Here is a 24,997-nt window from a genome sequence, read left to right as displayed (position 1 = left end):
CCTAATAAATCCGTCACATAGCGAAACGGCTCGACCCACGGGGCGTTTTGCTTTCAGTCACGCCCTTCACTCGGGCACCAAGGCGCTCAGCGACGGTTTGCGGGCCGAGGATGTGAGGCTAGTCCGCCGCCCTGGTGAATTGTCGGGCGATGAAGGACCAGATCATCCGTGAGGCATCCGGGCCTTTGGGATCGCTGTAGGGATGCCCTGCTGCGCCGCCGCTCCAGGCGTGGCCGAGATGCTCGACTTCGCAGAGTGTCGCAATCAGGCGGCCACTTTTTCGATAATCGGTGACCATCGCGGCGTATCGGGCGCCACGCTGCACCCGGCGCGGTTTGCTTGGCCGGGCTCCGACGCGTTCTCCCCAGCGCGTAGCCGCTTCGACCCCGTTCCCCGGCGCCACTACATGATCTGCCGCGCCGTGAATGACCAGCAGTGCGGGTAGCCTGACATCCGGCGCGATGGCCGGCAGCGGCGCTGTTGTCACGCTTTTCCCGAACATGGCCTTGATGGCGCCGGCCGATGAGTGAGCGACGCCGGGGGCGATTCCCGAGTGCATGGCGATGGCCCGAAAGCGTTCCGGATGCTGTGTGGCGAGCAACACGGCCATGCCGGCACCGGCAGAGATCCCGGCCAGGGCGAGGCGGCTGCGGTCGACGGCTTGCGTCCGGCAAACCTGTTCGATGGCTGCGCTGATCGAATTCGTTTCGGCTTGTGCCCGACCCGTGCGGGTGTCGTACCAGTTCCAGCAGCCCTGCACATTCGACAGGCGATCCTGCTCGGGATAGAGCACGAAAAAGCGCTCTCGGGCCGCGATGGTGTTCATCCGACTGCTGGCAGCCAGCGCTTCGGCATCTTGTCCGCAGCCATGCAGCATCACCAGCAAGGGCAGACTCTCGTTGCGTCGCACGCCGGTAGGTGTGTACAGCCGATAGCGGCGGGGACCCGCTGTGCCGATGGCAAGCCCCGTCGTCCAGTTGGCCGACTTTGCCATCACTTTCTTGCCCGCCACGCGCTGGGCCACCAGCGGCCCCGCCTGCAAGCCCTGCTTGAGCGCCTTGGTTCCGACGCGCATTGCCGTCTGCGTCATCGTCTTCAATGCGCCCTGGAGTGATCGACCCCAGACCGTTTTTTGCAAGCGCCTTGCCATTGCTTAATCCTCTGACTGGTTTTTTAGCTCCCCATTCTCACGCCTGCTTCTCGCCGCCTCTGTTGGCTCGCGAACACTTGCCTGGATTGCGCGATATGGGTGCTAGCACACCGACGGGTGGCAGCGTCCGACCTAATCTTTGCGCAGCAGATGCCGGATTGCTTTATCGGCGCTGCCCCCTTCAACCAGTTTCACGCTCAGGAGAACGCAATGAACAAGGACCAAGTCAAGGGTCGTATCGACAATGCCAAAGGCAAAGTGAAGGAAGTTGCTGGCAAGCTCGTCGGTAACGACGATCTGGAAGTGGAAGGAAAGATTCAAAAAACCGGGGGCAAGGTTCAGGCCGCTTACGGTGATCTGAAAGAAGATCTCAAGGATGTCAGCAAGGGTAAGTAAATAGTCGAAGCGTGGGCCGAACACTCCGCCAAGCCACTTTCCCCAATCAGTCATTTTCCAAGCAAATTCAGGAGCATCAAATGAACGAAACGATCAACAGCAATTCAATCAATGCCGGCAGCCGTGGCTCCAGACTTCTTAGCGCCAGCTCGCTCAGCAGCGATGATGTGTACAACCCGAAAGATGAAAAGCTGGGCAGCATCAAGGAGCTCATGCTGGACATCGAAAGCGGCAAAATTCGCTACGCCGTACTGTCCTTTGGCGGCTTCCTCAGCCTTGGCGAAAAACTTTTTGCCGTGCCATGGAGCGCACTGACCGTCGATACGGAGAACAAGCGCATCGTCATGGATACTGACGAGGAACACCTGAAGAATGCGCCGGGCTTCGACTCCGATAACTGGCCCAATATGGCCGACTCTACGTGGGAAAAGAGCGTCCACGCCTATTACGGCTCGACTTACTGAAGCCCTGTAATAAACGGTGCTTGAGCTTGATGCGCCCGTCTTTGGCCGCATCAGCTTCAATTCGGATTGAATAGATAGTATCCCCCGGCAGCGCCGGGGGCTTTCAAGGCAAGCCCAGCCGAGCTGGAACAACCAGGGTTCCCGGCAGCCCTTGACGGAATTATTCCGCCACGCGGGACGGCCTAACGCCGCAGAGCATTGCGCTGGCTGATATGCCCTGGCGCAAGCCGCGTGCTTGTCGAACTCTCGTGAATTTCGCGCTGCCCAAATGCGTGATCCGGGCGTCTACGTGCAGGTGGATGCTGATCATTGCTGACGTCCATACCCGGAGCCACGTGCCCGGTACACAAAGCCACCAGTTCAACTTCTGCAAGATATTTTCAGGCATGCGGCTGAGACGTATGCCGGCGCCCGGCGTCGCCGGAATTTTCATCTGATCTCCCGCATTCGCAGCGCAAAAAAGACGTGCGGCGGCAGGCCACGCACTCGTTCGCGAGGATCGAAAAGTGGCTGGCATTGATGATTCACACTTAACTCAAAGTGTGTTCGGTTCCGTACGGACGCAACTTATTGCCGATGCAAACATGCCCGCTCAAGTCCTGAACATGTCGTCCGGGACGCCAATAGAAACTGTGGAGAGCGCGTTATGAATTTAATCATCTGGCTTATCGTCGGCGGTGTCATTGGTTGGCTTGCCAGCATGCTGATGAAAACCAACCGCGAGCAAGGCATGTTCCTCAATATCGTCGTTGGCATCGTTGGCGCCACGCTCGCCGGCTGGTTTGTTTCACCCTTGGTTGGTATCAGCACGATCAACCAGGACAACTTCAGTCTACCGGCCATGTTCGTCTCCTTCCTCGGCGCCGTCGTCCTGCTGGCGATCGTGAACCTGCTGCGACGTGGCCGCTTGCGCTGATTTCTAAAACCCATTCATCCCAGTCAACAGCAAAAGGAAACGCCATGAACAACCGTAACGAAACCCCTGACAACGATGGTCACCATGACCCGATTTCAGGCGCCCCTGGCGCCCACCCGGTCGGCACTGGTGCTGGCGCTTTATTGGGTGGCGCAGCAGCCGGGGCTGCTGCAGGCACTGTCGTCGGACCCGTCGGAACAATTGTCGGCGCCGCCGTGGGCGCAGTGGTCGGTGGACTCGCAGGTAAAGGCGTCGCCGAAGCAATCGACCCGACACGGGAGGACGTGTACTGGCGCAGCAATTACAGCGAGCGCCCGTATGTCGCAAGCGGTTCGAGCTATGACGACTACGGCCCGGCCTATGGCTTCGGCGTCGATGCGTTCAGCCGTTACCCGGGGCGTGCGTTCGATGACATCGAGCCAGAGATGTCGCGGGCATGGATGACCAGCAATGGCTCCTCTACCTTGACTTGGGATACTGCCAGATCCGCCGCCCGCGATGCATGGGTCCGTGTCAATGGCCCAATCTGAGCCTGCCGTCGAGAATGAGTCGGCACGGCATCGAAGTCGAGGGCGGCCACATCGGTCTGGGCTGGAATCGGGATGTGTTTGCTGCGCCTGCAGACCGCTTCGGTCTGCAGGCTGGACCTTCGCGCCAGCATGTGTTCGATCAATGAATATGTCATCAGATCTGGAGAGATCCGCATGAACCGTACCCATCCCCACAAGCGACATGACCCGAAGCTCGATATTGACGATGAGTTCGAGCCGGACGAGCTGCCTGTCGAGCCCGACGAAGGGCCGGTTCCCGTTCGCATCCCGGACGACCCCGAGCACGACCGGATCATTGACCCCGATACGAGCACGGGCTCGCAGGCCAGACGGCCTCAGCGAATCCGATCGAACTATCAACCCGTCGAGGTTGGCAGATGTCTCTGAACCGAAGACCCCGACGTCCCGTAGGACACCAGCTTGCCACACCGCCGCGTGGCGCCAAACCGCTTGAGTCCGCAGCTGGTCTGGAGTTGCCTCACGAACGCGATGAGTCGGCCGACACCACTGCGAGGGTACCCGACTCCCGCATGGCCCAAGCCCAGCACGACATCGACGCCGGCCTGGTTGACACCGACATGCGTGCCACCCCCGCTCTGGACGCGAAGCAGCGTGCCCGTCTGGTGCCCGGCCCTGGCGGCAAGCCACCGTCGTCCCGTTCTTGATGGTGGCTTGACCCCACTTTTTCAGATTCGTCGCGTGCAAGAGAGCAATGACCCATCGCAACCGTGCGCGTTGCGAACTACCAGCAGTGACCGCAGTAGCCCCTTGAGCCCCCCAATCCCGGAGTTAGCCATGAAAAAAAATGATTCATTACCGCCCACGCCCGCCAAAACTTCAGGCGAGCCCAAATCCATATCGCTGCGTCGTGCTGGCCGTGGCACTAACGCCGACAAGCTGTCAGCAGCGCCTGATCCTGTGATGGAGCAGGCCGCGTGGACGCAGGCCCTGGTGGAGGCTATGCCACACAACACGAACAAGGCGCTCGACTTCGGGCGCGATAACGCTTTGAATCCGTCAGTCGGCATGACCGTAGAGGCTGCCTCCGACACGGTGTCGGCCAGCACCCTGAGCGAAACCAACATCACCGCCAAGACCGGCGAACCCGCAAGCCCCGGCAGCCACGCCATTGATGGCCGACTGGCGCAGGCACGCGTTGATGGCTCCGGGCAGGTGCTCACAACCAACCAGGGCGTGCCGGTAGCCGACAATCAGAATTCACTGAAAGCCGGCCTGCGCGGGCCGAGCTTGCTGGAAGATTTCATCCTGCGCGAGAAGCTTACTCACTTCGACCATGAGCGCATTCCCGAACGCATCGTGCACGCACGCGGCTCGGCGGCGCACGGCTATTTCGAAGCCTATGACGCACTCACCGATCTGACCTGCGCTGCGCCGTTTGCCGAGGCCGGGAAGGTTACGCCGGTGTTCGTGCGCTTCTCCACAGTGGCGGGTGAGCGCGGATCGGTCGATACGGCGCGCGACGCGCGCGGCTTTGCCGTCAAGTTCTATACGGATCAAGGCAACTGGGATCTGGTGGGCAACAATATTCCGGTGTTCTTCATCCAGGACGCGATGAAGTTCCCGGACCTTGTTCACGCCGTCAAGCCCGAGCCGCACCACGCCATGCCGCAGGCCGCTTCGGCGCACGACACCTTCTGGGATTTCGTCTCGCTGTCACCCGAGACGACGCACATGCTGATGTGGGTAATGTCAGACCGCGCCATCCCGCGCAGCTATCGCATGATGCAGGGCTTTGGCGTGCACACGTTCCGTCTCGTCACTGCCGAGGGTGTTTCGCAGTTCGTGAAGTTTCACTGGACACCCAAACTCGGCACGCATTCGCTGGTATGGGACGAGGCCGCGAAGATCGCTGGCGCGGATGCCGATTTTCACCGCCGCGATCTGTGGGAAGCGATCGAATCCGGCGAGTACCCGGAATGGGAACTTGGACTGCAGATTTTCAGCGAAGAGCAGGCCGAAGCCTTCAGCTTTGATGTGCTCGACGCGACCAAACTCATCCCCGAAGAACTCGTGCCGGTGCGGCCCGTCGGGCGCATGGTGCTGAACCGCAATCCCGACAATTTCTTCGCGGAAACCGAGCAGGTCGCTTTCTGCGCCGCGCACGTAGTGCCGGGCATCGACTTCAGCAACGACCCGTTGTTGGCCGGCCGCATTCACTCCTACATCGACACGCAGATCACCCGTCTCGGCGGTGCCAATTTTCATGAGATCCCGATCAATGCACCACTAGCGCCGGTGTCGAACAACCAGCGCGATGGCATTCATCGCCAGGCGGTAAATCGTGGCCGCGTGGCTTACGAACCGAACTCGCTGGCGGGCGGATGTCCGTTCCAGGCGGGCGCTCAAGGCTTCGTGTCATTTCCGCAGCCCAACAATGAAACTCAGGGCGAAAAGCTGCGTGGCAAGCCGGAGAAATTCGCCGACCATTACACACAGGCCACCCTGTTCTACAACAGCCAGAGCGCGGTCGAGCAAGCGCATATCGCGGGTGGCTTCCGCTTCGAACTGAGCAAGCTGACGGTGGCCGCAATCCGCGAGCGCATGCTGGCGTCGCTGGTCAACGTGTCGCCGCAACTGGCGGCCGAAGTGGCTGATGGTCTGGGCATGCCGCTACCCGTCGCCTTGCCGCGTGCGCTGGAGACCCCGAACAGGCCCGAGGTGAGCGTTTCCAGTGCGCTGTCGCTGATGGCATTGCCGGGTGACGGTGGCATCCGAACACGCAAGGTGGCTTTGCTGGTGGCGCACGGCGTGGAAGGCGCGTCGCTGGTGGCGGTACAGGCTGCATTGCATGCCGCAGGCGCGGTTACGGTGGTGGTTGCCGCCCGGCTGGGTGCGGTGGATACGGCAGACGACAAGGCCGTCGAGGCCACCGCAAGCTTTGAGAATTCGCCATCCGTGTTGTTCGATGCCGTGGTCTTGCCTGACGGTGAAGTGGGCGTGAAGACACTGCTGCGCAACGCGCAGGCCATCGATTTCGTTGCCTTGCAGTATCGCCACGGCAAGACACTCCTTGCCCTCGGCGCGGCCAAGGCCTTGCTTGATCGCGCTGGCGTCGAGGTTTCCCTCGTCTCGGGCGATGCCGATCCCGGTGTGCTGCTTGCGGAGTCTGACGAAGTCGGGAAGGCTCAAGCAGCATTCATCACGGCCATCGCCCAGCACCGCCACCCGGCACGCGAAACGGACCCGCCACGAATCTGATACCCGGCCCCAAGGCCAAGCCTAGCCCCAATTGGCCTTGGTGCTTTCTTCTTGAGCATTCCAACTGGACTTAGCCTGAGATGCAGAAATATGCACTTGGGAGATAGCGAGGTCAGGGCGATAATCGTCCGGGAAATACGGAAAAACCATCATGTTTCGCCAAATTCCCGCCGTTGAGCTGATCTGATTGCGTGCGCAGTTTTTAACGCTACTTGTTCAGCGTTGCTGCAAGCAATACACCAACTGATCAGACCTGAAATGAGTAGTGGGGGGCTCTGGACTTTCATGGCAAGACCGATGCCGTCCAGTAACTGGTGATGCTCGCCCCCCCCCGTGTTGCCGTCCTGCGCCTCACCAGTGCAGTGAGAAGATCAACGACGCCGCTGGAGCTTAGTCTTGAGCGATACCGGCGCTGTTGCGCCGAGCAGGGCCTTCAGATTGTCGTTGGTGGCCTTGGTCGCAGTAGCACTGATCTCGCGTTTGACCTGGGCTGTAGCCTGGCCGCGCATGGTGCCAGCCATGCGGTTTGCAGCGCTCAGCCACATACTCATGAACGGATTCTTTTTAAGCCATGGGTTTGACATGTCGGCTGGGCGTTAGGCGCGGGCTGCAAGAAGTTCGGCCTTGCGCGCCGCCATGCGAACACCGAGTTCGAGCATGTCCAGTGAAGTGGTCTTGGCCTTCGGGAACATCTCGTTCTGTTCTTCCTTGACGTGGTGCTTGACGTATTCAGACAGCACCTGGACCTTGGCATCGTACATTTCACCGTCAGGTTCGATACCTTCGATTTGTGCGATCAAGTCCTTGACGTCGGCATGCTCAACCGTAGCTTCCGGCACCAGAAGTTTGTCCTTGAGCGCCGCTTTGATTGCCGGGTAAAAAATTTCTTCTTCGATCTGCGTATGCACACTCAACTCAATGCAGATCTCCGCAACCAAGGCTTTTTTCTGTTTGCTGGACTTCGCTGTTTCGTATTCTTCAAACAAGGCACTTACGGCTCCGTGGTCAGCCCGGAGCAGCGCGATTGCATCCTTCGGAGTCTCGCTAGCCTTAGGCTTGGTAGTGGTCTTCGTGGTCGTAGTCATGAAATTTCCTTTGTAAAGTGGTGGGTAAGTTGTGTGCAATCAATGCACGAACAACGCAATCAGAATAATGATCGGGATGGGAATGCCGAGAAAAAACAATATGAGCGAGCGCATGGTGTCCTCTTGATTTGAGTGGTTAAAGTGAATGATCAGGCGTCACGTTGCCGGCCGCCGTAAGTAGCGGTCAAGCTGGCGACAAAGGCTCCGATGAGCAAGGACACAAACATCCACAACGCTGCATAGGAAAAAGCCTTGCGTGCCTTGTCCGCCGCATCTTTGGCGGAAATTTCCGTATTTCTCAGCGTCGCTTGAGCGCGTACGTAAATGTCCATAACGCGCTTCTCTGCCTCCTGTTGCGACAGCCCCGTGCGTTGCGCAACAAGCTGACCGACGTACTGGATGTCCTCAGGTGGCAGGGGCTCTGAAATAGTGACGTTCGTAAAAATGCGGCCAACTTCCGAGGATTCATTGTTGGTGGCGCGTTCGGACGTTTCGGCAGGCATTGCCACCCCGGTCGAACGGGCCTCTGCAGCATTCCCATTCCGGCGAAACAGGGCGTCGACAAAGTAAGCCATTGGCCCAATTTCCTCAGATGCCATCTTCCTCGATGCAGCAGCGCCCGTAGCTACGGCGGCTGTGCTGGCTATTCCGCTCACGACCGAGGCCCCTACCTGGCTGCCGCCACTCAGGATGGGGCCGATAGCCGATGTCAGCAGCGCCGCGGTAGCCAGCGAGGCCACAGCCCAAGCCAGAAAGCCGTGCGCGGTGTCGCGGAAAAACACCTCGTCTGTGAGCGTATTCATCCATTTGGTTCGCAGTCGGCCCGCCAGGTAGCCGCCCATCGCAGACGAAAGCAATTGTGTGAGCGTCAGCCACGCAATGGTGGATACGCCAAAGCTCGCTGCGCTGACTCCTTCAAACGACCATGGCGATACCGATGACAGGCCCAGCCCGACGCCGAGTATCAACAGGATCAGTGACAAGGCGGCAGCGGCAGCGGCTCCCGCAGAAATAGCGGACCACGAGACGGCGCTTGTCTTGGAGCCTGAGGTGTCGGCGTAGCCGTCACGCAGGGCATGTCCGTGCTTTGGAGAGTCAAGCGTTGCGGTGTTCGGAGTGTTCATGTCAGTCCTCATGATGAATTTTGAATATGGCTTAGTCATTGAACATGACGAGCTCAGAGGCTGAACGTTAAGCGCTGAAGAATGTCGATTCTGTGCGGTGAGCAACATTGCAAACGAAGTAATTGCTTGCTGCGTAGTTGATACGAGCTGTTGATCCGATCGCGCTTTTTGAGTGAGCCGGTTGTTTGCGCCAAGGGCGCCACGGCACTGACGGGAATAACGTCGTAATGCGCGTCAGCGCACAGAGACTTGCCGAGCCCGCGTGCAATCTCGGTCCCCGTGGAAAGGCTGTGCAGTAGCGCCACTGGTGACGGGAGTTGCGAAGATGCTCGCCACTGAGGAATCGAATCGCATGCTCTTGATCATCACAAACGCTAGCCGCTATGCGATGAGTTGCGAAGTGGAAGGCTGTGGCTGAGCCCGCAATACAAAAGCGAAACTCGATCCAAGCAGATAGGTGCACGACGCGTGTCTGATCACAACAGGTGCGGTGGCATGCAGATCGCCAGAATCCGGACCCTGAACACGATATCAAAACCAGCACCGGGCAGTCTTCCTGGCGGTGCCGTACCCGAATCATCCTGAACCCAGGCTGATTGTTTCAACCCTGCAAATGAGGTGAATTGAATGAAAAAACCAATATTTCTCGCGGCATGCCTGATTCTGACGCCCTATCTGGCAAACGCAGCAAGCGAGCCAGTAGCAACCGGAAAGCCAATGGTTCAAGAGGGCGCTGCAAACAATACCGGCATCAACAAACGTGACCGGGATGACGCCACCTTGACCCCGATGGATCAGATGAATAACTCGTCGGATTTGAAAATTACCCAGGAGATTCGCCAGGCTCTAGTGAAGGGCGAGTTTTCCATGGATGCAAAGAACATCAAAGTCATTGCCCGTAATGGCGCGGTGACCTTACGTGGCCCGGTCAGATCGGCTGCCGAACTGGAAAGAATCAACGTCATGGTCAAGGCCATGCCGGGCATCAAAAGTATCGACAACCAATTGCAAGTCAAATAATTTTTAAAGGAAATCATCATGTCAAAAACTGTTATCTGTATCGCCAATACCGAAGCTCAAGCTGAAACCATCGTTCAACGCTTGAATGAATCCGGTATTCCTACCAACGACGTCTCCGTGCTGTTTCCAGACACCACCGGCACCCGTGACTTTGCCCACGAGCACAACACCAAAGCGCCGGAAGGTACCGCCATCGGTGTCAGTGCTGGGGGCGTAACTGGTGGTGTGTTGGGTCTGCTGGCTGGTATCGGCGCACTCGCTATTCCGGGCGTGGGTCCGTTCATTGCGGCCGGTCCGATCATGGCAGCACTCAGTGGTGCGGCCGTTGGCGCCACCATCGGTGGTATCGCCGGCGCCCTGATCGGCATGGGCATTCCTGAGTTTGAAGCCAAGCAGTACGAAGCCAAAATCAAGGAAGGCAATATCCTCATCTCGGTGCACACCCGTAATGGGGATGCTGTCGACCGCGTCGAAGAAATCATGAAACAAGCCGGGGCGGAAGACATCACCAGCACCGGTGAGGTCAGCGTGAGTGACGACGAGCGCATGCCTGCCGTCGGCGGTAATCGCTAAGCGAGTAATGCTGCGGGTGGCGGCATGGCCGCTGCCCGTATTTTTAAAGCAAGACATGATGAATCACTGCTCTGAAAGCACCGCACTCATGCAGTCGATTATTGTTGAATGAAGGCGATATTCTCCATTTCCGGTATGTTCGTCGTGCTTGTGTTGACGCCGCTGGTGATCATCCTGGCGCTGAACTTCACCACGGGCGAGAAGAAAATCGAGCAAAGCGTGGAGCGCCTTTACGCGGCCGCTGATCCGGCCTTTGCGCGCGCGATGGGGGTGTTGCTCGGGCCGGCCATCCTGCACGGAAACCGTTTCGAAGCGCTGTTGAATGGCGACCGGATTTTTCCCGCCATGCTTGCGTCCATTCGTGATGCGAGGAAGACCATCACCTTTGAGAGCTACATTTACTGGTTGGACGCAATCGGCAAGGAGTTCGCTGACGCGCTGGCCGAACGTGCCCGCGCCGGCGTCAAGGTGCACGTGCTGCTCGACTGGGTCGGCAGCAACAGGATGGATCCTGCGCATCTCGCTGCCTTGGAGGTGGCCGGCGTCGAAGTGCGAAAATTTCACAAGCCTGCCTGGTACTCGCTGGCGCGCATGAACAACCGTACACACCGCAAAGTACTGGTCGTCGACGGCAAAGTGGGTTTCACCGGCGGTGTCGGCATTGCCGGGCTTTGGACGGGCGATGCGGAGGATCCGCAGCACTGGCGTGATACCCACTTCCGGGCCGAGGGTCCGGTCGTAGCACAAATGCAGGTGGTATTTCTCGATAACTGGATCAAGGCGACCGGTGTCGTCCTGCATGGCGACGACTACTTCCCGGAGCTGCCAGCAGCGGGGAAAGACGAGGCGCAGATGTTCAGCAGTTCGCCCTCCGACGGCAGCGAGAGCATGCATTTGATGTATCTGCTGGCGATTACGTCGGCGCAACATTCTATCCACTTGTCGAGTGCCTATTTTGTCCCCGACAAACTAAGTAGTCAGGCGCTCGTCGGTGCGCTCAAGCGCGGGGTCAAGATACAGATCATCGTGCCCGGCGAGCACAGTGACGCGGCTGTCGTCCAGAGCGCCTCGCGTGCCCGATGGGGCGATCTGCTGGTCGCCGGAGCGGAGATCTATGAGTACCAGCCAACCATGTATCACTGCAAGGTGTTGATCATCGACAGTCTGATGGTGTCCGTTGGCTCAACCAATTTCGACACCCGTTCCTTTCGCCTCAACGACGAAGCCAATCTGAACATCTACGCGACCGATTTCGCTCGCCAGCAAGTGGAAGTGTTCAATGCCGATCTGTCGCGCTCGCGCCGGGTGAGCCTGCACGAATGGCAGCAGCGGCCACTTCACGAAAAGCTTCTGGAGCACGCCGCGTCCTTGATCGGCGCACAGCTGTAGATGCAGGTGAGAGCTCTCATGCGAATTCGTTGAATTTGTAGAGATCTCTTCGGAGACGGAGGGCCGAAGGATTCAAAAAAACGCCCCGACTCGCGGGGCGTTTTGCTATTCAGATCCCATGGCTCACTCAGGCGCCGAGGCTTCCGCTTCGGGTTTGGGGGGGAGTGGTGGATGGACAACATCCGGTGCTGCGCCGTGATTGCTGACGCCAATCGCCTGTTCTACCGGCGGCAGGCTGTGGGCAATGCCTTTGTGGCAGTCGATGCAGGTCATGCCTTCGGCGAAGCCTTTCTGGTGCATGTTGGCGCCGCGCCGGTTCTGCTCGGCGTAGTCCATTGAATCGTAGTTGTGGCAGTTGCGGCATTCGCGCGAGTCGGTCTTCTTCATGCGCGCCCATTCGTTCTGCGCCAGTTGCAGACGCTTGGCATTGAATTTTTCGGGCGTGTCGATCGAGCCGAGGATCTTGTGCAGCACTTCGTTCGATGCCTGGATCTTGCGGATCATCTTGTGGCCCCATTCCTTGGGCACGTGACAGTCCGGGCAGGTGGCGCGTACGCCGGTGCGGTTGGAGTAGTGAATGGTGTTGCGATATTCGCGATACACGTTCTCTTCCATCTCGTGACAGCCGATGCAGAAGGCCTCGCGATTGGTGATCTCCATGGCGGTATTGAAGCCACCCCAGAAGATGATGCCGCCGGCAAAGGCGAGCAGCAGGCCGCCCAGGCCGATGGTCCATTTTTTCTTGAGCAGGCCGATCAGGCGGGATTTCAGGCTGCTGGTTTGGGTGTCATTGGTCATGGTTTTGTCCTGTTAGCGCAGGCCATCGGCGCGCTGGAACTTGTTCGCCACAAGGGGCTTGGCATCGGTCTGCGGCACATGACACTGGGTGCAGAAGTAGCGGCGCGGCGAGATGTTGGAGAATTCGCTGCCTTCGCGGCTCTTGAAGTGCGTCAGGCTGACCTTGGTGGCGCCGGTTTCCTTGTAGCGACTCCAGGCGTGGCAATCCATGCACTTGTTGAAGTTCTTGGTGATGTTGTAACCCTTGGTGGTGTGCGGAATCAGTGGCGGCTGCTGCACGAAATCACGGGGAATCGGGGCGACGTCGCGTTCGTTCTTGAAGTTCTCGGAGTTGGCTTCCGGGCCGGAGATATCCGTGCCGCGTAGCGTTTGCAGCTTGACCGGTTCAAACGGTTTGGCTTCGTTTGCGGCCAGCAATGACAGGGGGGCCAACAACAGGCTGGTGACACAGATCATCATCAGATTTCGGGTTTTCATTTCTCGCTCCTGTTGAACCGGCTCGTGAGCCGGAAAACATTTTGACTACATACATCGACACAGCGCCCGCAATTGGTACAGGCGCTATCCAGAATAAGAGGGTGACTCTGCCCCACTGCCTTCAATGCTGGACGAATCACCTGCGGCTCCGGACACACCGCAAAACAATCCATACAGTCATTGCATTCACTGCGCTGTGGAGCACTGACCCGCCACACCGCCACCTTGCCCAGCACACCGTAAAACACGCCCATCGGGCACAGGTGGCCACACCAGCCACGCGATGCCACCAGCACGTCGTAGGCGAACACCACCAGCACGACGCCCCAGGCTGCGCCGAAGCCGAACACCAGGCCGCGCTGCAGCATCGAAACGGGATTCACCCATTCCCACACCAGGCTGCCGATGAGCGCCGTGGCCACCAGGATGGCCGCGAGCAGCCAGCGCCGCGTTGACTCATGCGGGGCGCGCCCGCCTTTCAAACCCAGTCGCCGTCGCAGCCAGCTGGCCGCATCGGTCACTACATTCATCGGGCAGACCCAGCTGCAGAACACCCGTCCGCCCACCAGCAGATAGAAGCCCAGCACGATGGCTGCGCCGATCAGGGCTTCCATCTCCGGCCAGTGCCGTGCCGCCAACAGCTGCAGCAGCATGAAGGGATCGGTCAGGGGCAAGACCTCCAGGGTCTTGCTGGAAGACAGATTGCCCTTCACCAGCCACCAGCCAAACCACGGCCCGATCAGAAACACGCCCATCACCAGCAGCTGCGTCATGCGCCGCAGCAACAGCCATTTGTGTGCGCGCAGCCAGCCTTTGGCCACGATGGCATCACGGCCCGGTGCTTGCGCGCTCACTTTGCTTCTCCTGCGGGTGCCGACTGATCCAGTCCGCGCACCGGCATCGTCACCTGCTCGCTGATCAGTGAACCACCCGCCTTGGCCTTCTCTTCCCAGCCGCGCCGATAATGCGGATCGGCTGCGCCCTGTGCCAGTTTGCGCGGCAGCACCTTGATCGCCGGCTCGGGCAGAACGCAGCCCTGTTCACATTTGCCACAGCCCGTACACGCGTCCGAATGCACAGTCGGGATCAGGAGCGCATGCCTGTCGGAGCGCGGGTTATGGCGCATCTCCAGGCTGATCGCCTTGCCGATCACCGGGCATACCCGGTAGCACACATCGCAGCGCAGGCCGAGAAAGTTCAGGCAGTTCTCCTGATCGATCAGCACCGCCACACCCATCTGCGCCTTGCGGATATCCGTCAGCCTGTGATCCAGCGCGCCCGTCGGGCAGGCCTTCACGCAGGGGATGTCTTCGCACATCTCGCAGGCCACGGAACGTGCCGTGAAATAGGGCGTGCCGCTCACGATGCCATCGCCCAGCACGCCGAGTTTCAGCGTGTCATACGGGCAGGCCCGCACACACAGGCCGCAACGCACACAGGCGCCCAGAAACTGATCCTCGGGCAGCGCGCCCGGCGGGCGCAGTGCCTGTGCCGGCAAGGCGCGCGCCTGTCTGGCATACAGACTCACCCCCAAGGCCACGCCACACGCGCCGCCCATGGCGGCGGCAGAGCTGGCGAGAAAGGCGCGGCGTGAAGGATCGGGTTTCATGGGCGTGTTTGTGCGTCACATTTCACTCAGCCCTCAGGCCCGCACCACCTTGACCGCACACTTCTTGAAGTCGGTCTGCTTGGAAATCGGGCAGGTCGCATCCAGGGTCAGTTTGTTGACCAGGCGGCCTTCATCGAAGAAGGGCACGAAGATCAGGCCGACCGGGGGTTTGTTACGCCCCTGCGTTTCGACACGGGCCGTGATCTCGCCGCGCCGTGACGAGATTTTGGCCAGGGTGCCGCGCTGCAGGCCGCGTTTCTTGGCGTCATCCGGGTGCATGTAGATCACCGCTTCAGGCACGGCCTTGTGCAGTTCGGGCACGCGTCGCGTCATGCTGCCGGTATGCCAGTGTTCCAGCACACGGCCGGTGCACAGCCACATGTCGAATTCCTTGTCCGGCATTTCGGGCGGATTCTGATAGGGCAGGGCGTAGATGTTGGCGCGGCCATCCTTGTTGCCGTAGAACTTCACGCCTTCGCCTTTTTTCACATACGGATCGAAGCCTTCGCGATAGCGCCACAGAGTCTCTTTGCCATCCACCACCGGCCAGCGCAGACCGCGCGTCTTGTGATAGGTGTCGAAGTCCGCCAGATCGTGGCCGTGGCCGCGCCCGAAGGCCGCGTACTCTTCGAACAGACCCTTCTGCACATAGAATCCGTAGGCCTTGGACTCGTCGTTCATGTAGCCCGCAATCCCGTGGGCATTCACCGTGGCGACCTGAGCGAGCGGGAATTTGTTGACCGACTTGTTGGCGTAGAGCACGTCGAACATCGACTTGCCCTTGAGTTCCGGCTTCTTGGCGATCAGTTCGGCTGGCCACACTTCTTCGATCTTGAAACGTTTGGAGAACTCCATGAACTGCCACAGATCGGACTTGGCTTCGCCTGGCGCCTTGACCTGCTGACGCCAGAACTGGGTGCGGCGCTCGGCATTGCCAAAGGCGCCTTCCTTCTCGGTCCACATCGCACTGGGCAGGATCAGATCGGCGGCCTGTGCCGAGACGGTCGGATACACATCGGACACCACGACAAAGGCATTCGGATTGCGCCAGCCCGGATAGATCTCGCCATTGACGTTCGGCCCGGCCTGCATGTTGTTGGTGGTGCTGGTCCAGTAGCATTTGATCACGCCATCCTTCAGCGCGCGGCTCTGCGCCACGGCGTGCAGACCCACCTTGTCGGGGATCGTGCCTTCGGGCACCTGCCAGATTTCTTCGGCGTGTTTGCGGTGTTCCGGGTTGGTCACCACCATGTCGGCGGGCAGGCGGTGGGCAAAGGTGCCCACTTCCCGCGCCGTGCCGCAGGCCGACGGTTGGCCGGTCAGCGAGAACGGTCCGCAGCCGGGCGTGGCGATCTTGCCGGTGAGCAGGTGCACGTTGTAGATCATGTTGTTCGCCCAGGTGCCACGGGTATGCTGGTTGAAGCCCATGGTCCAGAACGAGACGATCTTCATCTTTGGATCGGCATACATGTCGCCCAGCTTCTTGAGCTTGTCGACCGGCACGCCGGAGAGTTTGGAAACTTTCTCGGCGGTGTATTCAGAGACGAACTTGGCGAACGCTTCGTAGGTATAGGGTTTGGAGTCACTTGGGTTGTTTTTCGGTTTGCCATCCGCGCCGGGGTAGCCATTGAACTTGGCATCCTTTTCCAGCGCATGGCCGGGACGCAGGCCGAAGCCGATGTCGGTCTCGCCGAGTTTGAAATTCACATGTTTGGCGATGAAATCCTTGTCTACCTTGCCTGCGCTGATGATGTGGTGGCAGATGTAGTTCAGGATTGCCAGATCGGTCTGTGGCGTGAACACGATGCCCAGATCGGCCAGATCGAAACTGCGGTGTTCGAAGGTGGATAGCACCGCCACGCGGCTGTTCTCATGCGAGAGGCGACGATCCGTGATACGGCTCCACAGGATCGGGTGCATCTCGGCCATGTTCGAGCCCCACAGCACGAAGGCGTCGGCCTGCTCGATGTCGTCGTAACAGCCCATCGGCTCGTCCATGCCGAAGGTGCGCATGAAGCCGGTGACCGCGCTGGCCATGCAGTGGCGCGCATTCGGATCGATGTTGTTGGTGCGAAAGCCGGCTTTCATCAGTTTGGATGCGGCGTAGCCTTCGAAGATGGTCCACTGGCCGGACCCGAACATCGCGACCGAGCCCGGGCCTTTCTCCTTCAGCGCCGCTTTCCATTTCTCGGCCATGATGTCGAATGCCTTGTCCCAGCTGATTGGCGTGAACTCGCCATCCTTGGCGTACTGGCCGTTCTTCATGCGCAGCAGCGGTTGGGTCAGGCGATCCGCGCCGTACATGATCTTGGACAGGAAGTAGCCCTTGATGCAATTCAGGCCGCGATTGACCGGCGCATCTGGGTCGCCCTGTGTCGCCACCACGCGCCCATTCTGCACGCCGACCAGTACCGAGCAGCCCGTGCCGCAGAAACGGCAAGGCGCCTTGTCCCAGCGCACCTCACTGGATGACTTGTCGCCAGTGGCCGCCGTAGCCGCTTGCACCAGCGGAGCGCCCATGGCGGTGGCCGTTGCGGCGGCCAGAGCCTGGGTCTTGATGAAATCGCGTCGGCTCATGGAGCCCCCGATCCGGCTCTCAGCCGGATGGCCCCCCGAGGGGGCCAAGCCAATCTTGGAGCGGTCCGGCGATTGTCTTGTGCTCATGCTCGAATCTCCTCACGTTTTGAACGGGAAAATGCGGCGGCCAGCTCGGCCGGCGTCACGTCCTCGTCGGTGTACTCATAAGCCAGGGTGGTGCCCAGAACCTCGGGCGCATTGGAGACCGCCAGAATCGAATCGCTGACGGCATAGCCTTCGCCGTCTTCGATCATGACGACGAGGCGGGTACCGTCCGGCGTCGTGCCATGCAGGCTCACGCCGGGAATCATCGCCAGCTGTGTGGCGACCGATTCCGCTTGTTCAGGGCGGATTCGCGTCAGCAAACTCACTATCTTCATGTCCTTCTCCCAAGCCGGATCAGTCTGCGCAGACTAGTCTTTTGCACCACATTGAGGCGTTGATTCACCCCTATGGGAAGTGCGCCACACTGGTGCAATCAGGGCTATTGAATGTCGCCAGGCACTCAGCTCTCCTTGATTCGTATCAAGAGGCGCGGAAGGCCAGGACTGGCGCGGGTTTGCGGGGGTCAGAGGAAACCCTGATGAGGCATTCTCAAGCGCGCAGGCGTGGCGCGATATTGGTGCCGTGGGCTTTGTGCGATGACATGCTCGAAGAGCCGCCCCCAGCCTGCCTGAGCGCGATGCATGCCTGTAGATTGAGGCGGGGGGGGCGGGTCTACAGGTAGGTGAGGCTGAGTTGCAGGCTAGCCTTGGATCTCGTTATCCGCGCCGTCGCCACCAGAGCGCGCCGGCAAGCCCCGTGAGCAGCGTGCCGGCGGCCAGCGCGGGCAGGCGGTAGTCGACGTGGCCGGACTCCGGCAGCGTCGACAGCAGGCGCACGCTGCCGCCGGATTTTTCCAGCAGCCAGACGATGAAGCGCGCATCGCTGAGCAGCATGCCACCACCACCCTGACCGAAGCCGTAGTTGAGGGCGCGCCCGCTATTCAGCGGCGTGGCAAAAGTGCAGATGCCGGTGAGGACATGGTAGCCATTGATCAGGGTGAAGGCCGGCGCACCTGAGTCGCCTCCGCTGACCATGGATTCACGGGCATTCCCCAGTGTTGGTCCGCCCATCGCGCCGTCGCCATCCGGACCGTCGAAGTCGTAAAGAAAGAAACTGCTGCTGCGGCCGCTGGCGTCGACGCTGGGTCTCAGCGTGTCGAGCATGTTCTCGCCCACGCGTTTGATGTTTGCATCGCCGCCACTGGTGTTGCCGAGATCGCCGGTGCCTGATGCGCCGTAGCCCACCAGCGTCAGCAAGGTCTGGCCGGGCACGGGTGGCAGATCGTTGATTGGATAGAGCGGCACGCCTTCGGGTAGATCGTCGCTCAAGGTGAGCAGCGCCAGGTCGTCATACGGGAAGGCGTAGCCGGGGAAGACTTCGACTTGCGTCACAACAAGCGCCTGCCCCTGATTGCCGCTGATGTTCAGCACGAGGCTGATACCGGCGCCATCGCCGTTCTTGCCGCCGGCCACGTGTGCGGCGGTGAGGATGTGGCGCGGCGCTACCGCGACAGCGCTGTACACGCCATTGCCGACACGCAAGGCAACGACGCCAGCCCAGGCCGACTCAGGGCTGTTGGCGTCGATTCGCGCTTGCGGCGAATCCGGCGCCGTACCGGCCATCATCGCCAGACAGGGCAGGGCCACGGTGGCCCAGGCGATCAGTGCGCATGCGCGGAAAATCGGGCGCATCAGGGCTTGCTCTGAGGGCCCGAGGCGGTCGCCTTGGCCGCTTTGGCGGCCTGTTTTTCCGCGTGCTCGCGCTGGCGTCGCGCGTAGCGTTCCTTGTCTTCAATGGCTTTCTGGGCGCGTTCTGCCGCGGCCTTGGCGCCTGCCTGTTTTCTTTGCTCGGCTTCGCTGATGCGCTGAGTCCGAGCCTGATCGGCTTTGGCCTGGGCTGATGGCGGGACTGCCGCGCTGGGCGCTGTTTTTATAGCAGGCATGCCGGAGAGTGGCTTGGCGCTTGGCTGCGGAGCCTGCTTGGCTGAAGACTGGCTGGCTGCGGGCATTGGCGAGGTGCTCGGTGCGGGCGCTTGTTTTGCGGCGTTTTCGATTTCGAGCTGGCGGGCTTTGGCCGTGCGGTCGAGCTGATTGGCGTCGATCTCCAGCTGGCGTACCACGCTGATGCGCTCGATGTATTCTGCGCGCACATCGTCGCGGCAGGCGTTGACCAGAAACTTTGCATAGCAGGCGGCGTTGTCGCGTTTGCGGATCGCCTCTATTTCGCTTCGTCGCTTGTCGGCATCCCGGCGCATCTGGGCGGCGCGGGTCTGTTGGGCTTTGGCTTCTTCGAGGGTTTGTGGCGGCGCCGGCAGCGAGGCCGAAGGCGTCGGGACGGGCGGCGCGGCCAGCACCCAGGCGGCAGGGAGCAGGAGCAGGGGCAGGAGAATGCAAAGCTTCTTGAGTGACATGCTTGGATGGGCCGTTCGGGCCTGTAAAATGCGGTTCGCCTCCATTGTCACAGACCCTTGCACCTTGATCCAGTTCCGTAATCTCGCGCTTGCGCGTGGCGCCCGTCGCCTCATCGATAATCTCACCCTCCAGATCCATCCTGGCTGGCGCGTCGGCGTCGTCGGGGCGAACGGCACGGGCAAGTCCAGCCTGTTTGCCCTGCTGCGTGGCGAGCTGCATCAGGACATGGGTGATCTCGATATTCCCACCGGCTGGTCCATCGCCCACGTGGCGCAGGAAACGCCGGCGCTGACGACTTCGGCGCTGGAATATGTGCTCGATGGCGACGCTGAACTGCGCCGCGTGCAGCGCGATCTGCTGGCGGCCGAAACCGCGCACGACGGCCACCTGATCGGTGAGCTGCACACGCGCCTGCAGGAGATCGATGGCTACTCGGCCAATGCACGCGCCAGCACGCTGCTGCATGGCCTGGGTTTTGGCGACGCGGATTTCGCGCGGCCGGTGTCGGACTTCTCCGGCGGCTGGCGCATGCGCCTGAATCTGGCGCAGGCGCTGATGTGCCGTTCGGACTTGCTGCTCCTCGATGAGCCGACCAATCACCTCGATCTGGATGCGGTGGTGTGGCTGGAACGCTGGCTCGCCGCCTATCGCGGCACGCTGCTGTTGATCTCGCACGATCGTGATTTTCTCGATGCCTGCGTGACCCACATCGCCTTCCTCGAAGCGCAGAAGCTGACGCTGTACACCGGCGATTACGACAGTTTCGAGGATCAGCACGCCGCGCAGCTGGCGCAGCAGCAATCCTTGTTCGAGAAGCAGCAGCGCGAAGTCGCGCACCTGAAAAAATATATCGACCGCTTCCGTGCCCAGGCCACCAAGGCGCGTCAGGCGCAGAGCCGGATCAAGGCGCTGGACCGCATGGAGCGCATCACCGCCGCCCACGTCGACACGCCTTTCGATTTCGTCTTCCCCGAGCCGGATCGCGCGCCCGACCCGATGGTCACGCTGAAAGACGTGCAGCTCGGTTATGGCGACAAGATCATCATCAACAAGCTGAAACTCGAATTGCGCCCAGGCGCGCGCATCGGCCTGCTCGGCCCCAACGGCGCGGGTAAATCCACCCTGATCAAGCTGCTGGCGGGTGAGCTGGCGGCGCAGAGTGGCTCGACTCTGTTCGGCAAGGGCGTGGTCTTCGGCTACTTCGCCCAGCATCAGCTGGAGCAATTGCGCCCGAACGAGTCGCCCTTGCAGCATCTGGTGCGTCAGGAGCCGCTGACGCGCGAGCAGGATCTGCGCGACTACCTCGGCGGTTTCGACTTCCGTGGCGGCATGGTCGATACACCAGTCGGGCCGTTTTCGGGCGGAGAAAAATCGCGCCTGGCGCTGGCTCTGCTGATTCGCCACAAACCGAATCTGCTGCTGCTCGATGAGCCGACCAATCACCTCGATCTGGAGATGCGCCACGCGCTGACGCTCGCACTGTCGGAATACGAAGGCAGCATGGTGCTGGTCAGTCACGACCGCGCTTTGCTGCGCACGGTCTGCGATGAATTCTTGCTGGTGGCCGATGGCGTGGCCCAGCCTTTTGACGGCGACATCGAGGATTACCTCGTGTGGCTGGATGAGCGCCGCAACCGTGAAGCCGCCGCCAATGTAGGTGACGACAAGCTGGCGCGCATCGCCGCGCGCGAGGCTGACAAACAGGATCGGCAGGCCAGGCTGCAACGCCGTCGCCCGCTGGTGAAGGAGTTTGAGCAGCTGGAGCGCAAGCTGGCTGGCTGGCAGGGCGAGAAGAAGCTGCTCGACGAGCGCCTGTCCGACCCGGCCCTGTATGCCAGCGGCGATAACGCGCTGGTGCAGACCCTGCTCAAGCGTCAGGGCGAACTGGCGCAGAGCATCGACGTGGGCGAGGAACGCTGGCTGGAAATCCAGACCGAGCTGGAAGAGATCGGCGAGCTTTGACCGCCTGCGGCGGAGTTCCGAGTGCTGAGCAATGAGTGCTGAGTGGGCATGCTTGCAGAGCCGCGCCCAGTAAGTCTTTTCGGGCAGGGGTGCTGAAGATGCTTGCCGGGCGCGGCTCTCGGGATAGGGCGTGGCGGTTTTGCAGGAACGGCTTCAGCCGCGAAAATCATTCGCGCCTGAAGCCGCTCTTGTGGGGCTAATGCCGTTCAAACAGGCCGGTGTTTTATTCCTGCCCCTGATTACTCCAGTCCCTGACTAGCCAAATACTCTTCGTAAGTGCCCGGGTAGTCGATGATCTGGCCGTCGCCCTTGATTTCGATGATGCGCGTGGCCAGTGAATCGACGAATTCGCGGTCGTGCGAGACGAAGATCAGGGTGCCGTCGAACTTGTCCACGCCCGAGTTCAGCGACTCGATCGATTCCATGTCGAGGTGGTTGGTCGGCTCGTCCATCAGCAGCACGTTCTTGCGCTGCAGCATCAGCTTGCCGAAGAGCATGCGGCCTTGCTCGCCGCCCGAGATCACCTTGACGGATTTTTTCACGTCGTCGCCCTGGAACAGCAAGCGGCCCAGCGTGCCGCGGATCAGGGTGATGGCGTCGTCGCCGTCGTAACCGCCTTCGCGCACATAGCCCGAGATCCAGTCGGTCAGGTTCAGGTCTTCGGCAAAATCCGTTGAATGATCCTGAGCGTAATAGCCGGGGCGGGCCTTCTCGGCCCACTTGATGTGACCGGATTGCGGCTTGAGATCGCCGACCAGCAGCTTGAGCAGCGTCGTCTTGCCGACGCCGTTCTCGCCGATGATCGCCACGCGCTCACCGGCCTCGAAGGTTGCCGTGAATTTCTTGATGATCTTGCGATCCGGCTCGTAACCGAAGCTGATGTTGTCGATTTCGACGGCATGGCGGTGCAGCTTTTCCTTCTCGTCGTAATCGAAACGGATCCAGGGATACTGGCGGCTGGAGGGCTTGAAGTCCTCGATCTTGATCTTCTCGATCTGCTTGGCGCGGCTGGTCGCCTGACGCGCCTTGGACTTGTTGGCCGAGAAGCGGCGCACGAATTCCTGCAGCTCGGCGACCTTTTCCTTGGCCTTGGCGTTCTGCGCCTGCTGGCGCTCGCGCACCTGCGTCGAGGCTTCCAGATAATCGTCCCAGTTGCCCGGATAGATCTGGATGCGGCCGTAATCCAGATCGGCGGTGTGGGTACACACCTGATTCAGGAAGTGGCGATCGTGGCTGATGATGATCATCGTGCTGCTGCGGTTGTTCAGCACGTTTTCCAGCCAGCGGATGGTGTTGATGTCCAGATTGTTGGTCGGCTCATCCAGCAGCAGGATGTCCGGATTCGAGAACAGCGCCTGGCACAGCAGCACGCGCAGCTTCCAGCCCGGCGCCACTTCGCTCATCGGACCATTGTGCTGGCTGGTGGGAATGCCCACGCCCAGCAGCAGCTCACCGGCACGCGCCTCGGCCGTATAGCCGTCGTATTCGGCGAACTGATGTTCCAGCTCCGCCGCATGCATGTAGTCGTCTTCCGTGGCCTCAGGGTTCGCGTAAATCGCGTCCTTTTCCTTCATGCATGCCCACATCTGCTCGTGGCCCATCATCACTACGTCCATGACCCGCACGTCTTCGTAGCCGAACTGATCCTGACGCAGGAAGGCCATGCGCTCGCCCGAATCCAGAGCCACGTTGCCGGCGGATTGTTCCAGCTCGCCGGCCAGAATTTTCATGAAGGTGGATTTACCGGCGCCGTTGGCACCGATCAGGCCATAGCGATTGCCATCGCCGAACTTGATCGAAACGTTTTCAAACAGGGGCTTGGCCCCGAACTGCATGGTGATGTTGTTGGCGATAAGCACTGCGAATTCCCTGAATAACCGGCGTCCCGACGAATGTCGAGGCGGAAAAGGCGTCAATTCTAGCGCACTGCAAAAATCGCCGATAGCTCAACGGCTTGCGTCGGCACAAAGCCAGGCAAAAGGCCCAAAAGAGGCGGCTCACCTATCCGGCAAGGTTCTTTAGCCGTAAAAAATTGTTACCGATGCCATCCCTGTTTCGATCAGGTGTGGCTTTTGTGTGACTTAGTTCGCAATCCAAGTCATTTATGAGCGAAATCAATTCACAAATACCCTCGGCTTGTTGTAGGATTTTCACCTACTGTCATTGCAGGCGGATTGCTGGAAAGCCTGCTTCACGGACGCTGCATGCAGAAGGCAGGCCGGTGTCAGTTGCAAATTTTATGGCAAGCCGCACCGCGAGCAAGCCGATTAACCAGGAGGATGGACAGATGGTCAAGAAGTTCAGTGGTAAAGGGGTGGCGGCAGCATTGGTCGTCAGTTTGGTTCTGGCGGCTTGCGGTGGCGGTGGCGGCAGTGATGGTGGCAGCAGCACGCCGGCAGCGACGACATCTTCTTCGAGCAGCTCATCGTCTTCTAGCAGCTCCAGCTCGTCGTCCTCGTCGAGCAGCTCTTCTTCAAGCTCTTCGGGTGCGGGTTCTTCTTCCTCTAGCAGCTCCAGCTCCTCTTCTTCGTCGAGCAGCTCCAGCTCATCTTCCGGTGGCGTTGTCGTTCCTCCTGTTGTAGTTCCAGTTACGACCACGTGGGGCTTCAGCGATGCAGCTTATTCCGCATCCGGTACGACACTTTTTGCTGCTGCATATGCCGCAGCAGCGGATAACGGTATCGGCACCGTTGGCCCTGTTACGGTCGATGGCTTGTCTTTCTATTCGACCAAGGCAAGCGTGCTGCGTTATCGTCCAGCAGGCTCAGCCAACAATGCTACGACCACCAGCATCTGGAATACCAACGGATCGTTCTTTACTAGCGATGCGACAACAATGGGCGCAGTAGGCTCTCTGGTAACTGCAGGCGCTACCGTTGGCACCGTTCGGACCTATATGGCGATTCCGGTAACCGCTGGTACGGCATTTACTGTGACGGTTGCTTACAAGCAGACGTCTAGCACGGCGACGTTGGGCAAAGTAGCACTGCTCGGTAGTGACGATATGGTGTTGGTTGCTAAAGAAGCGGGGATCTCTACTGCGGCAGCAACAGGCGATACGATCACCTATTCCGGTGTTGCGGGTCATGCTTACACGAGCGTGAAACTCTTCTACGGTCGCGAAAATGATATCTCTGGTACAGCCGGCAAAGCATCGGGTGGCATCAACATCACCGAGATTGTTCGTGTTCAGTAATACGTAGTCTTCCGGGGTAGTTTCCGAGGTTGAAG

The 24,997-nt window shown here is 60.1% G+C and carries 27 protein-coding genes; 13 read left to right on the top strand and 14 right to left on the bottom strand.

Features of this window, described 5'->3' with window-relative positions; genetic code table 11:
* Positions 1-118: 118 nt before the first annotated feature.
* Positions 119-1,075 (bottom strand): extracellular catalytic domain type 1 short-chain-length polyhydroxyalkanoate depolymerase, encoded by a 957-nt coding sequence (locus ABXR19_RS03975; protein WP_354599798.1) that lies wholly within the window; start codon positions 1,073-1,075, stop codon positions 119-121.
* A gap of 285 nt (positions 1,076-1,360) precedes the next feature.
* Between ABXR19_RS03975 and ABXR19_RS03970 the strand changes: the two genes are divergently transcribed.
* The 8 genes from ABXR19_RS03970 to ABXR19_RS03935 all read left to right on the top strand — a co-directional run bounded on the left by ABXR19_RS03970 (position 1,361) and on the right by ABXR19_RS03935 (position 6,696).
* Complete coding sequence (locus ABXR19_RS03970; protein WP_354599797.1) at positions 1,361-1,546, top strand: CsbD family protein; 186 nt, start codon at positions 1,361-1,363, stop codon at positions 1,544-1,546.
* An 80-nt stretch (positions 1,547-1,626) separates the two neighbouring features.
* Complete coding sequence (locus ABXR19_RS03965; RefSeq protein WP_354599796.1) at positions 1,627-2,010, top strand: PRC-barrel domain-containing protein; 384 nt, start codon at positions 1,627-1,629, stop codon at positions 2,008-2,010.
* Between the two features lie 646 nt (positions 2,011-2,656).
* Positions 2,657-2,926: a GlsB/YeaQ/YmgE family stress response membrane protein gene (locus ABXR19_RS03960; protein WP_354599795.1), complete on the top strand. Its 270-nt coding sequence runs from the start codon at positions 2,657-2,659 to the stop codon at positions 2,924-2,926.
* A 44-nt stretch (positions 2,927-2,970) separates the two neighbouring features.
* A complete protein-coding gene (locus ABXR19_RS03955) occupies positions 2,971-3,456 on the top strand; it encodes a hypothetical protein (protein WP_354599794.1) in 486 nt (161 codons plus the stop codon).
* 14 nt (positions 3,457-3,470) lie between these two features.
* Positions 3,471-3,602: a hypothetical protein gene (locus tag ABXR19_RS03950; protein WP_354599793.1), complete on the top strand. Its 132-nt coding sequence runs from the start codon at positions 3,471-3,473 to the stop codon at positions 3,600-3,602.
* A 28-nt stretch (positions 3,603-3,630) separates the two neighbouring features.
* A complete protein-coding gene (locus ABXR19_RS03945; RefSeq protein ID WP_354599792.1) occupies positions 3,631-3,864 on the top strand; it encodes a hypothetical protein in 234 nt (77 codons plus the stop codon).
* A gap of 86 nt (positions 3,865-3,950) precedes the next feature.
* A complete protein-coding gene (locus ABXR19_RS03940) occupies positions 3,951-4,142 on the top strand; it encodes a hypothetical protein (RefSeq protein ID WP_354599791.1) in 192 nt (63 codons plus the stop codon).
* A 130-nt stretch (positions 4,143-4,272) separates the two neighbouring features.
* Positions 4,273-6,696 (top strand): catalase, encoded by a 2,424-nt coding sequence (locus ABXR19_RS03935; RefSeq protein WP_354599790.1) that lies wholly within the window; start codon positions 4,273-4,275, stop codon positions 6,694-6,696.
* A gap of 371 nt (positions 6,697-7,067) precedes the next feature.
* On the opposite strand, the gene ABXR19_RS03930 is transcribed toward ABXR19_RS03935, so the two are convergent.
* The 3 genes from ABXR19_RS03930 to ABXR19_RS03920 all read right to left on the bottom strand — a co-directional run bounded on the left by ABXR19_RS03930 (position 7,068) and on the right by ABXR19_RS03920 (position 8,764).
* Positions 7,068-7,247 (bottom strand): hypothetical protein, encoded by a 180-nt coding sequence (locus ABXR19_RS03930; RefSeq protein ID WP_354599789.1) that lies wholly within the window; start codon positions 7,245-7,247, stop codon positions 7,068-7,070.
* A 45-nt stretch (positions 7,248-7,292) separates the two neighbouring features.
* A complete protein-coding gene (locus ABXR19_RS03925) occupies positions 7,293-7,781 on the bottom strand; it encodes a hemerythrin domain-containing protein (RefSeq protein ID WP_354599788.1) in 489 nt (162 codons plus the stop codon).
* 149 nt (positions 7,782-7,930) lie between these two features.
* Entirely contained in the window at positions 7,931-8,764 is an 834-nt protein-coding gene (locus ABXR19_RS03920; protein WP_354599787.1) for a hypothetical protein, read from the bottom strand.
* Between the two features lie 768 nt (positions 8,765-9,532).
* Here ABXR19_RS03920 and ABXR19_RS03915 point away from each other — a divergent pair.
* The 3 genes from ABXR19_RS03915 (at position 9,533) to ABXR19_RS03905 (ending at position 11,887) form a co-directional block, all read left to right on the top strand.
* Complete coding sequence (locus ABXR19_RS03915) at positions 9,533-9,925, top strand: BON domain-containing protein (RefSeq protein WP_354599786.1); 393 nt, start codon at positions 9,533-9,535, stop codon at positions 9,923-9,925.
* A gap of 18 nt (positions 9,926-9,943) precedes the next feature.
* On the top strand, positions 9,944-10,498 hold the full coding sequence (locus tag ABXR19_RS03910; protein ID WP_354599785.1) for a hypothetical protein: 555 nt from the start codon (positions 9,944-9,946) through the stop codon (positions 10,496-10,498).
* A gap of 108 nt (positions 10,499-10,606) precedes the next feature.
* A complete protein-coding gene (locus ABXR19_RS03905) occupies positions 10,607-11,887 on the top strand; it encodes a phospholipase D-like domain-containing protein (protein WP_354599784.1) in 1,281 nt (426 codons plus the stop codon).
* Between the two features lie 123 nt (positions 11,888-12,010).
* On the opposite strand, the gene ABXR19_RS03900 is transcribed toward ABXR19_RS03905, so the two are convergent.
* The 8 genes from ABXR19_RS03900 to ABXR19_RS03865 form a co-directional block, all read right to left on the bottom strand.
* Positions 12,011-12,685 (bottom strand): NapC/NirT family cytochrome c, encoded by a 675-nt coding sequence (locus ABXR19_RS03900; RefSeq protein ID WP_354599783.1) that lies wholly within the window; start codon positions 12,683-12,685, stop codon positions 12,011-12,013.
* A gap of 12 nt (positions 12,686-12,697) precedes the next feature.
* Entirely contained in the window at positions 12,698-13,162 is a 465-nt protein-coding gene (locus tag ABXR19_RS03895; RefSeq protein ID WP_354599782.1) for a nitrate reductase cytochrome c-type subunit, read from the bottom strand.
* Entirely contained in the window at positions 13,159-14,016 is an 858-nt protein-coding gene (gene napH, locus ABXR19_RS03890; RefSeq protein WP_354599781.1) for a quinol dehydrogenase ferredoxin subunit NapH, read from the bottom strand. Before napH ends, ABXR19_RS03895 begins: the two co-directional genes overlap by 4 nt.
* Positions 14,013-14,771 (bottom strand): ferredoxin-type protein NapG, encoded by a 759-nt coding sequence (gene napG / locus ABXR19_RS03885; RefSeq protein WP_354599780.1) that lies wholly within the window; start codon positions 14,769-14,771, stop codon positions 14,013-14,015. The genes napH and napG overlap by 4 nt, the downstream gene beginning before the upstream one ends.
* A 33-nt stretch (positions 14,772-14,804) precedes the next feature.
* Positions 14,805-17,348 (bottom strand): nitrate reductase catalytic subunit NapA, encoded by a 2,544-nt coding sequence (gene napA / locus ABXR19_RS03880; protein WP_354599779.1) that lies wholly within the window; start codon positions 17,346-17,348, stop codon positions 14,805-14,807.
* Between the two features lie 83 nt (positions 17,349-17,431).
* On the bottom strand, positions 17,432-17,728 hold the full coding sequence (locus ABXR19_RS03875; RefSeq protein WP_354599778.1) for a chaperone NapD: 297 nt from the start codon (positions 17,726-17,728) through the stop codon (positions 17,432-17,434).
* Positions 17,729-18,109: 381 nt separating this feature from the next.
* Positions 18,110-19,084 carry a trypsin-like peptidase domain-containing protein gene (locus ABXR19_RS03870; RefSeq protein WP_354599777.1) on the bottom strand — a complete coding sequence of 325 codons (975 nt, stop codon included), beginning with the start codon at positions 19,082-19,084 and terminating at the stop codon, positions 18,110-18,112.
* Positions 19,084-19,803, bottom strand: coding sequence for a hypothetical protein (locus tag ABXR19_RS03865; protein WP_354599776.1), 720 nt, complete (start codon positions 19,801-19,803; stop codon positions 19,084-19,086). Before ABXR19_RS03865 ends, ABXR19_RS03870 begins: the two co-directional genes overlap by 1 nt.
* A 64-nt stretch (positions 19,804-19,867) precedes the next feature.
* Between ABXR19_RS03865 and ABXR19_RS03860 the strand changes: the two genes are divergently transcribed.
* Positions 19,868-21,766, top strand: a complete 1,899-nt coding sequence (locus ABXR19_RS03860; RefSeq protein WP_354599985.1) for an ATP-binding cassette domain-containing protein — start codon at positions 19,868-19,870, stop codon at positions 21,764-21,766.
* Positions 21,767-22,005: 239 nt separating this feature from the next.
* Here ABXR19_RS03860 and ABXR19_RS03855 read toward each other — a convergent pair whose 3' ends face one another.
* Entirely contained in the window at positions 22,006-23,625 is a 1,620-nt protein-coding gene (locus ABXR19_RS03855) for an ABC-F family ATPase (RefSeq protein ID WP_354599775.1), read from the bottom strand.
* Positions 23,626-23,926: 301 nt separating this feature from the next.
* A complete protein-coding gene (locus tag ABXR19_RS03850) occupies positions 23,927-24,364 on the bottom strand; it encodes a hypothetical protein (RefSeq protein WP_354599774.1) in 438 nt (145 codons plus the stop codon).
* 115 nt (positions 24,365-24,479) lie between these two features.
* Between ABXR19_RS03850 and ABXR19_RS03845 the strand changes: the two genes are divergently transcribed.
* On the top strand, positions 24,480-24,962 hold the full coding sequence (locus ABXR19_RS03845) for a hypothetical protein (RefSeq protein ID WP_354599773.1): 483 nt from the start codon (positions 24,480-24,482) through the stop codon (positions 24,960-24,962).
* Positions 24,963-24,997 lie beyond the last annotated feature (35 nt).

Source organism: Uliginosibacterium flavum (assembly GCF_040566545.1).
Taxonomy (GTDB): Bacteria; Pseudomonadota; Gammaproteobacteria; order Burkholderiales; family Rhodocyclaceae; genus Uliginosibacterium; species Uliginosibacterium flavum.
This window is presented reverse-complemented; position numbering and strand designations above follow the sequence as displayed.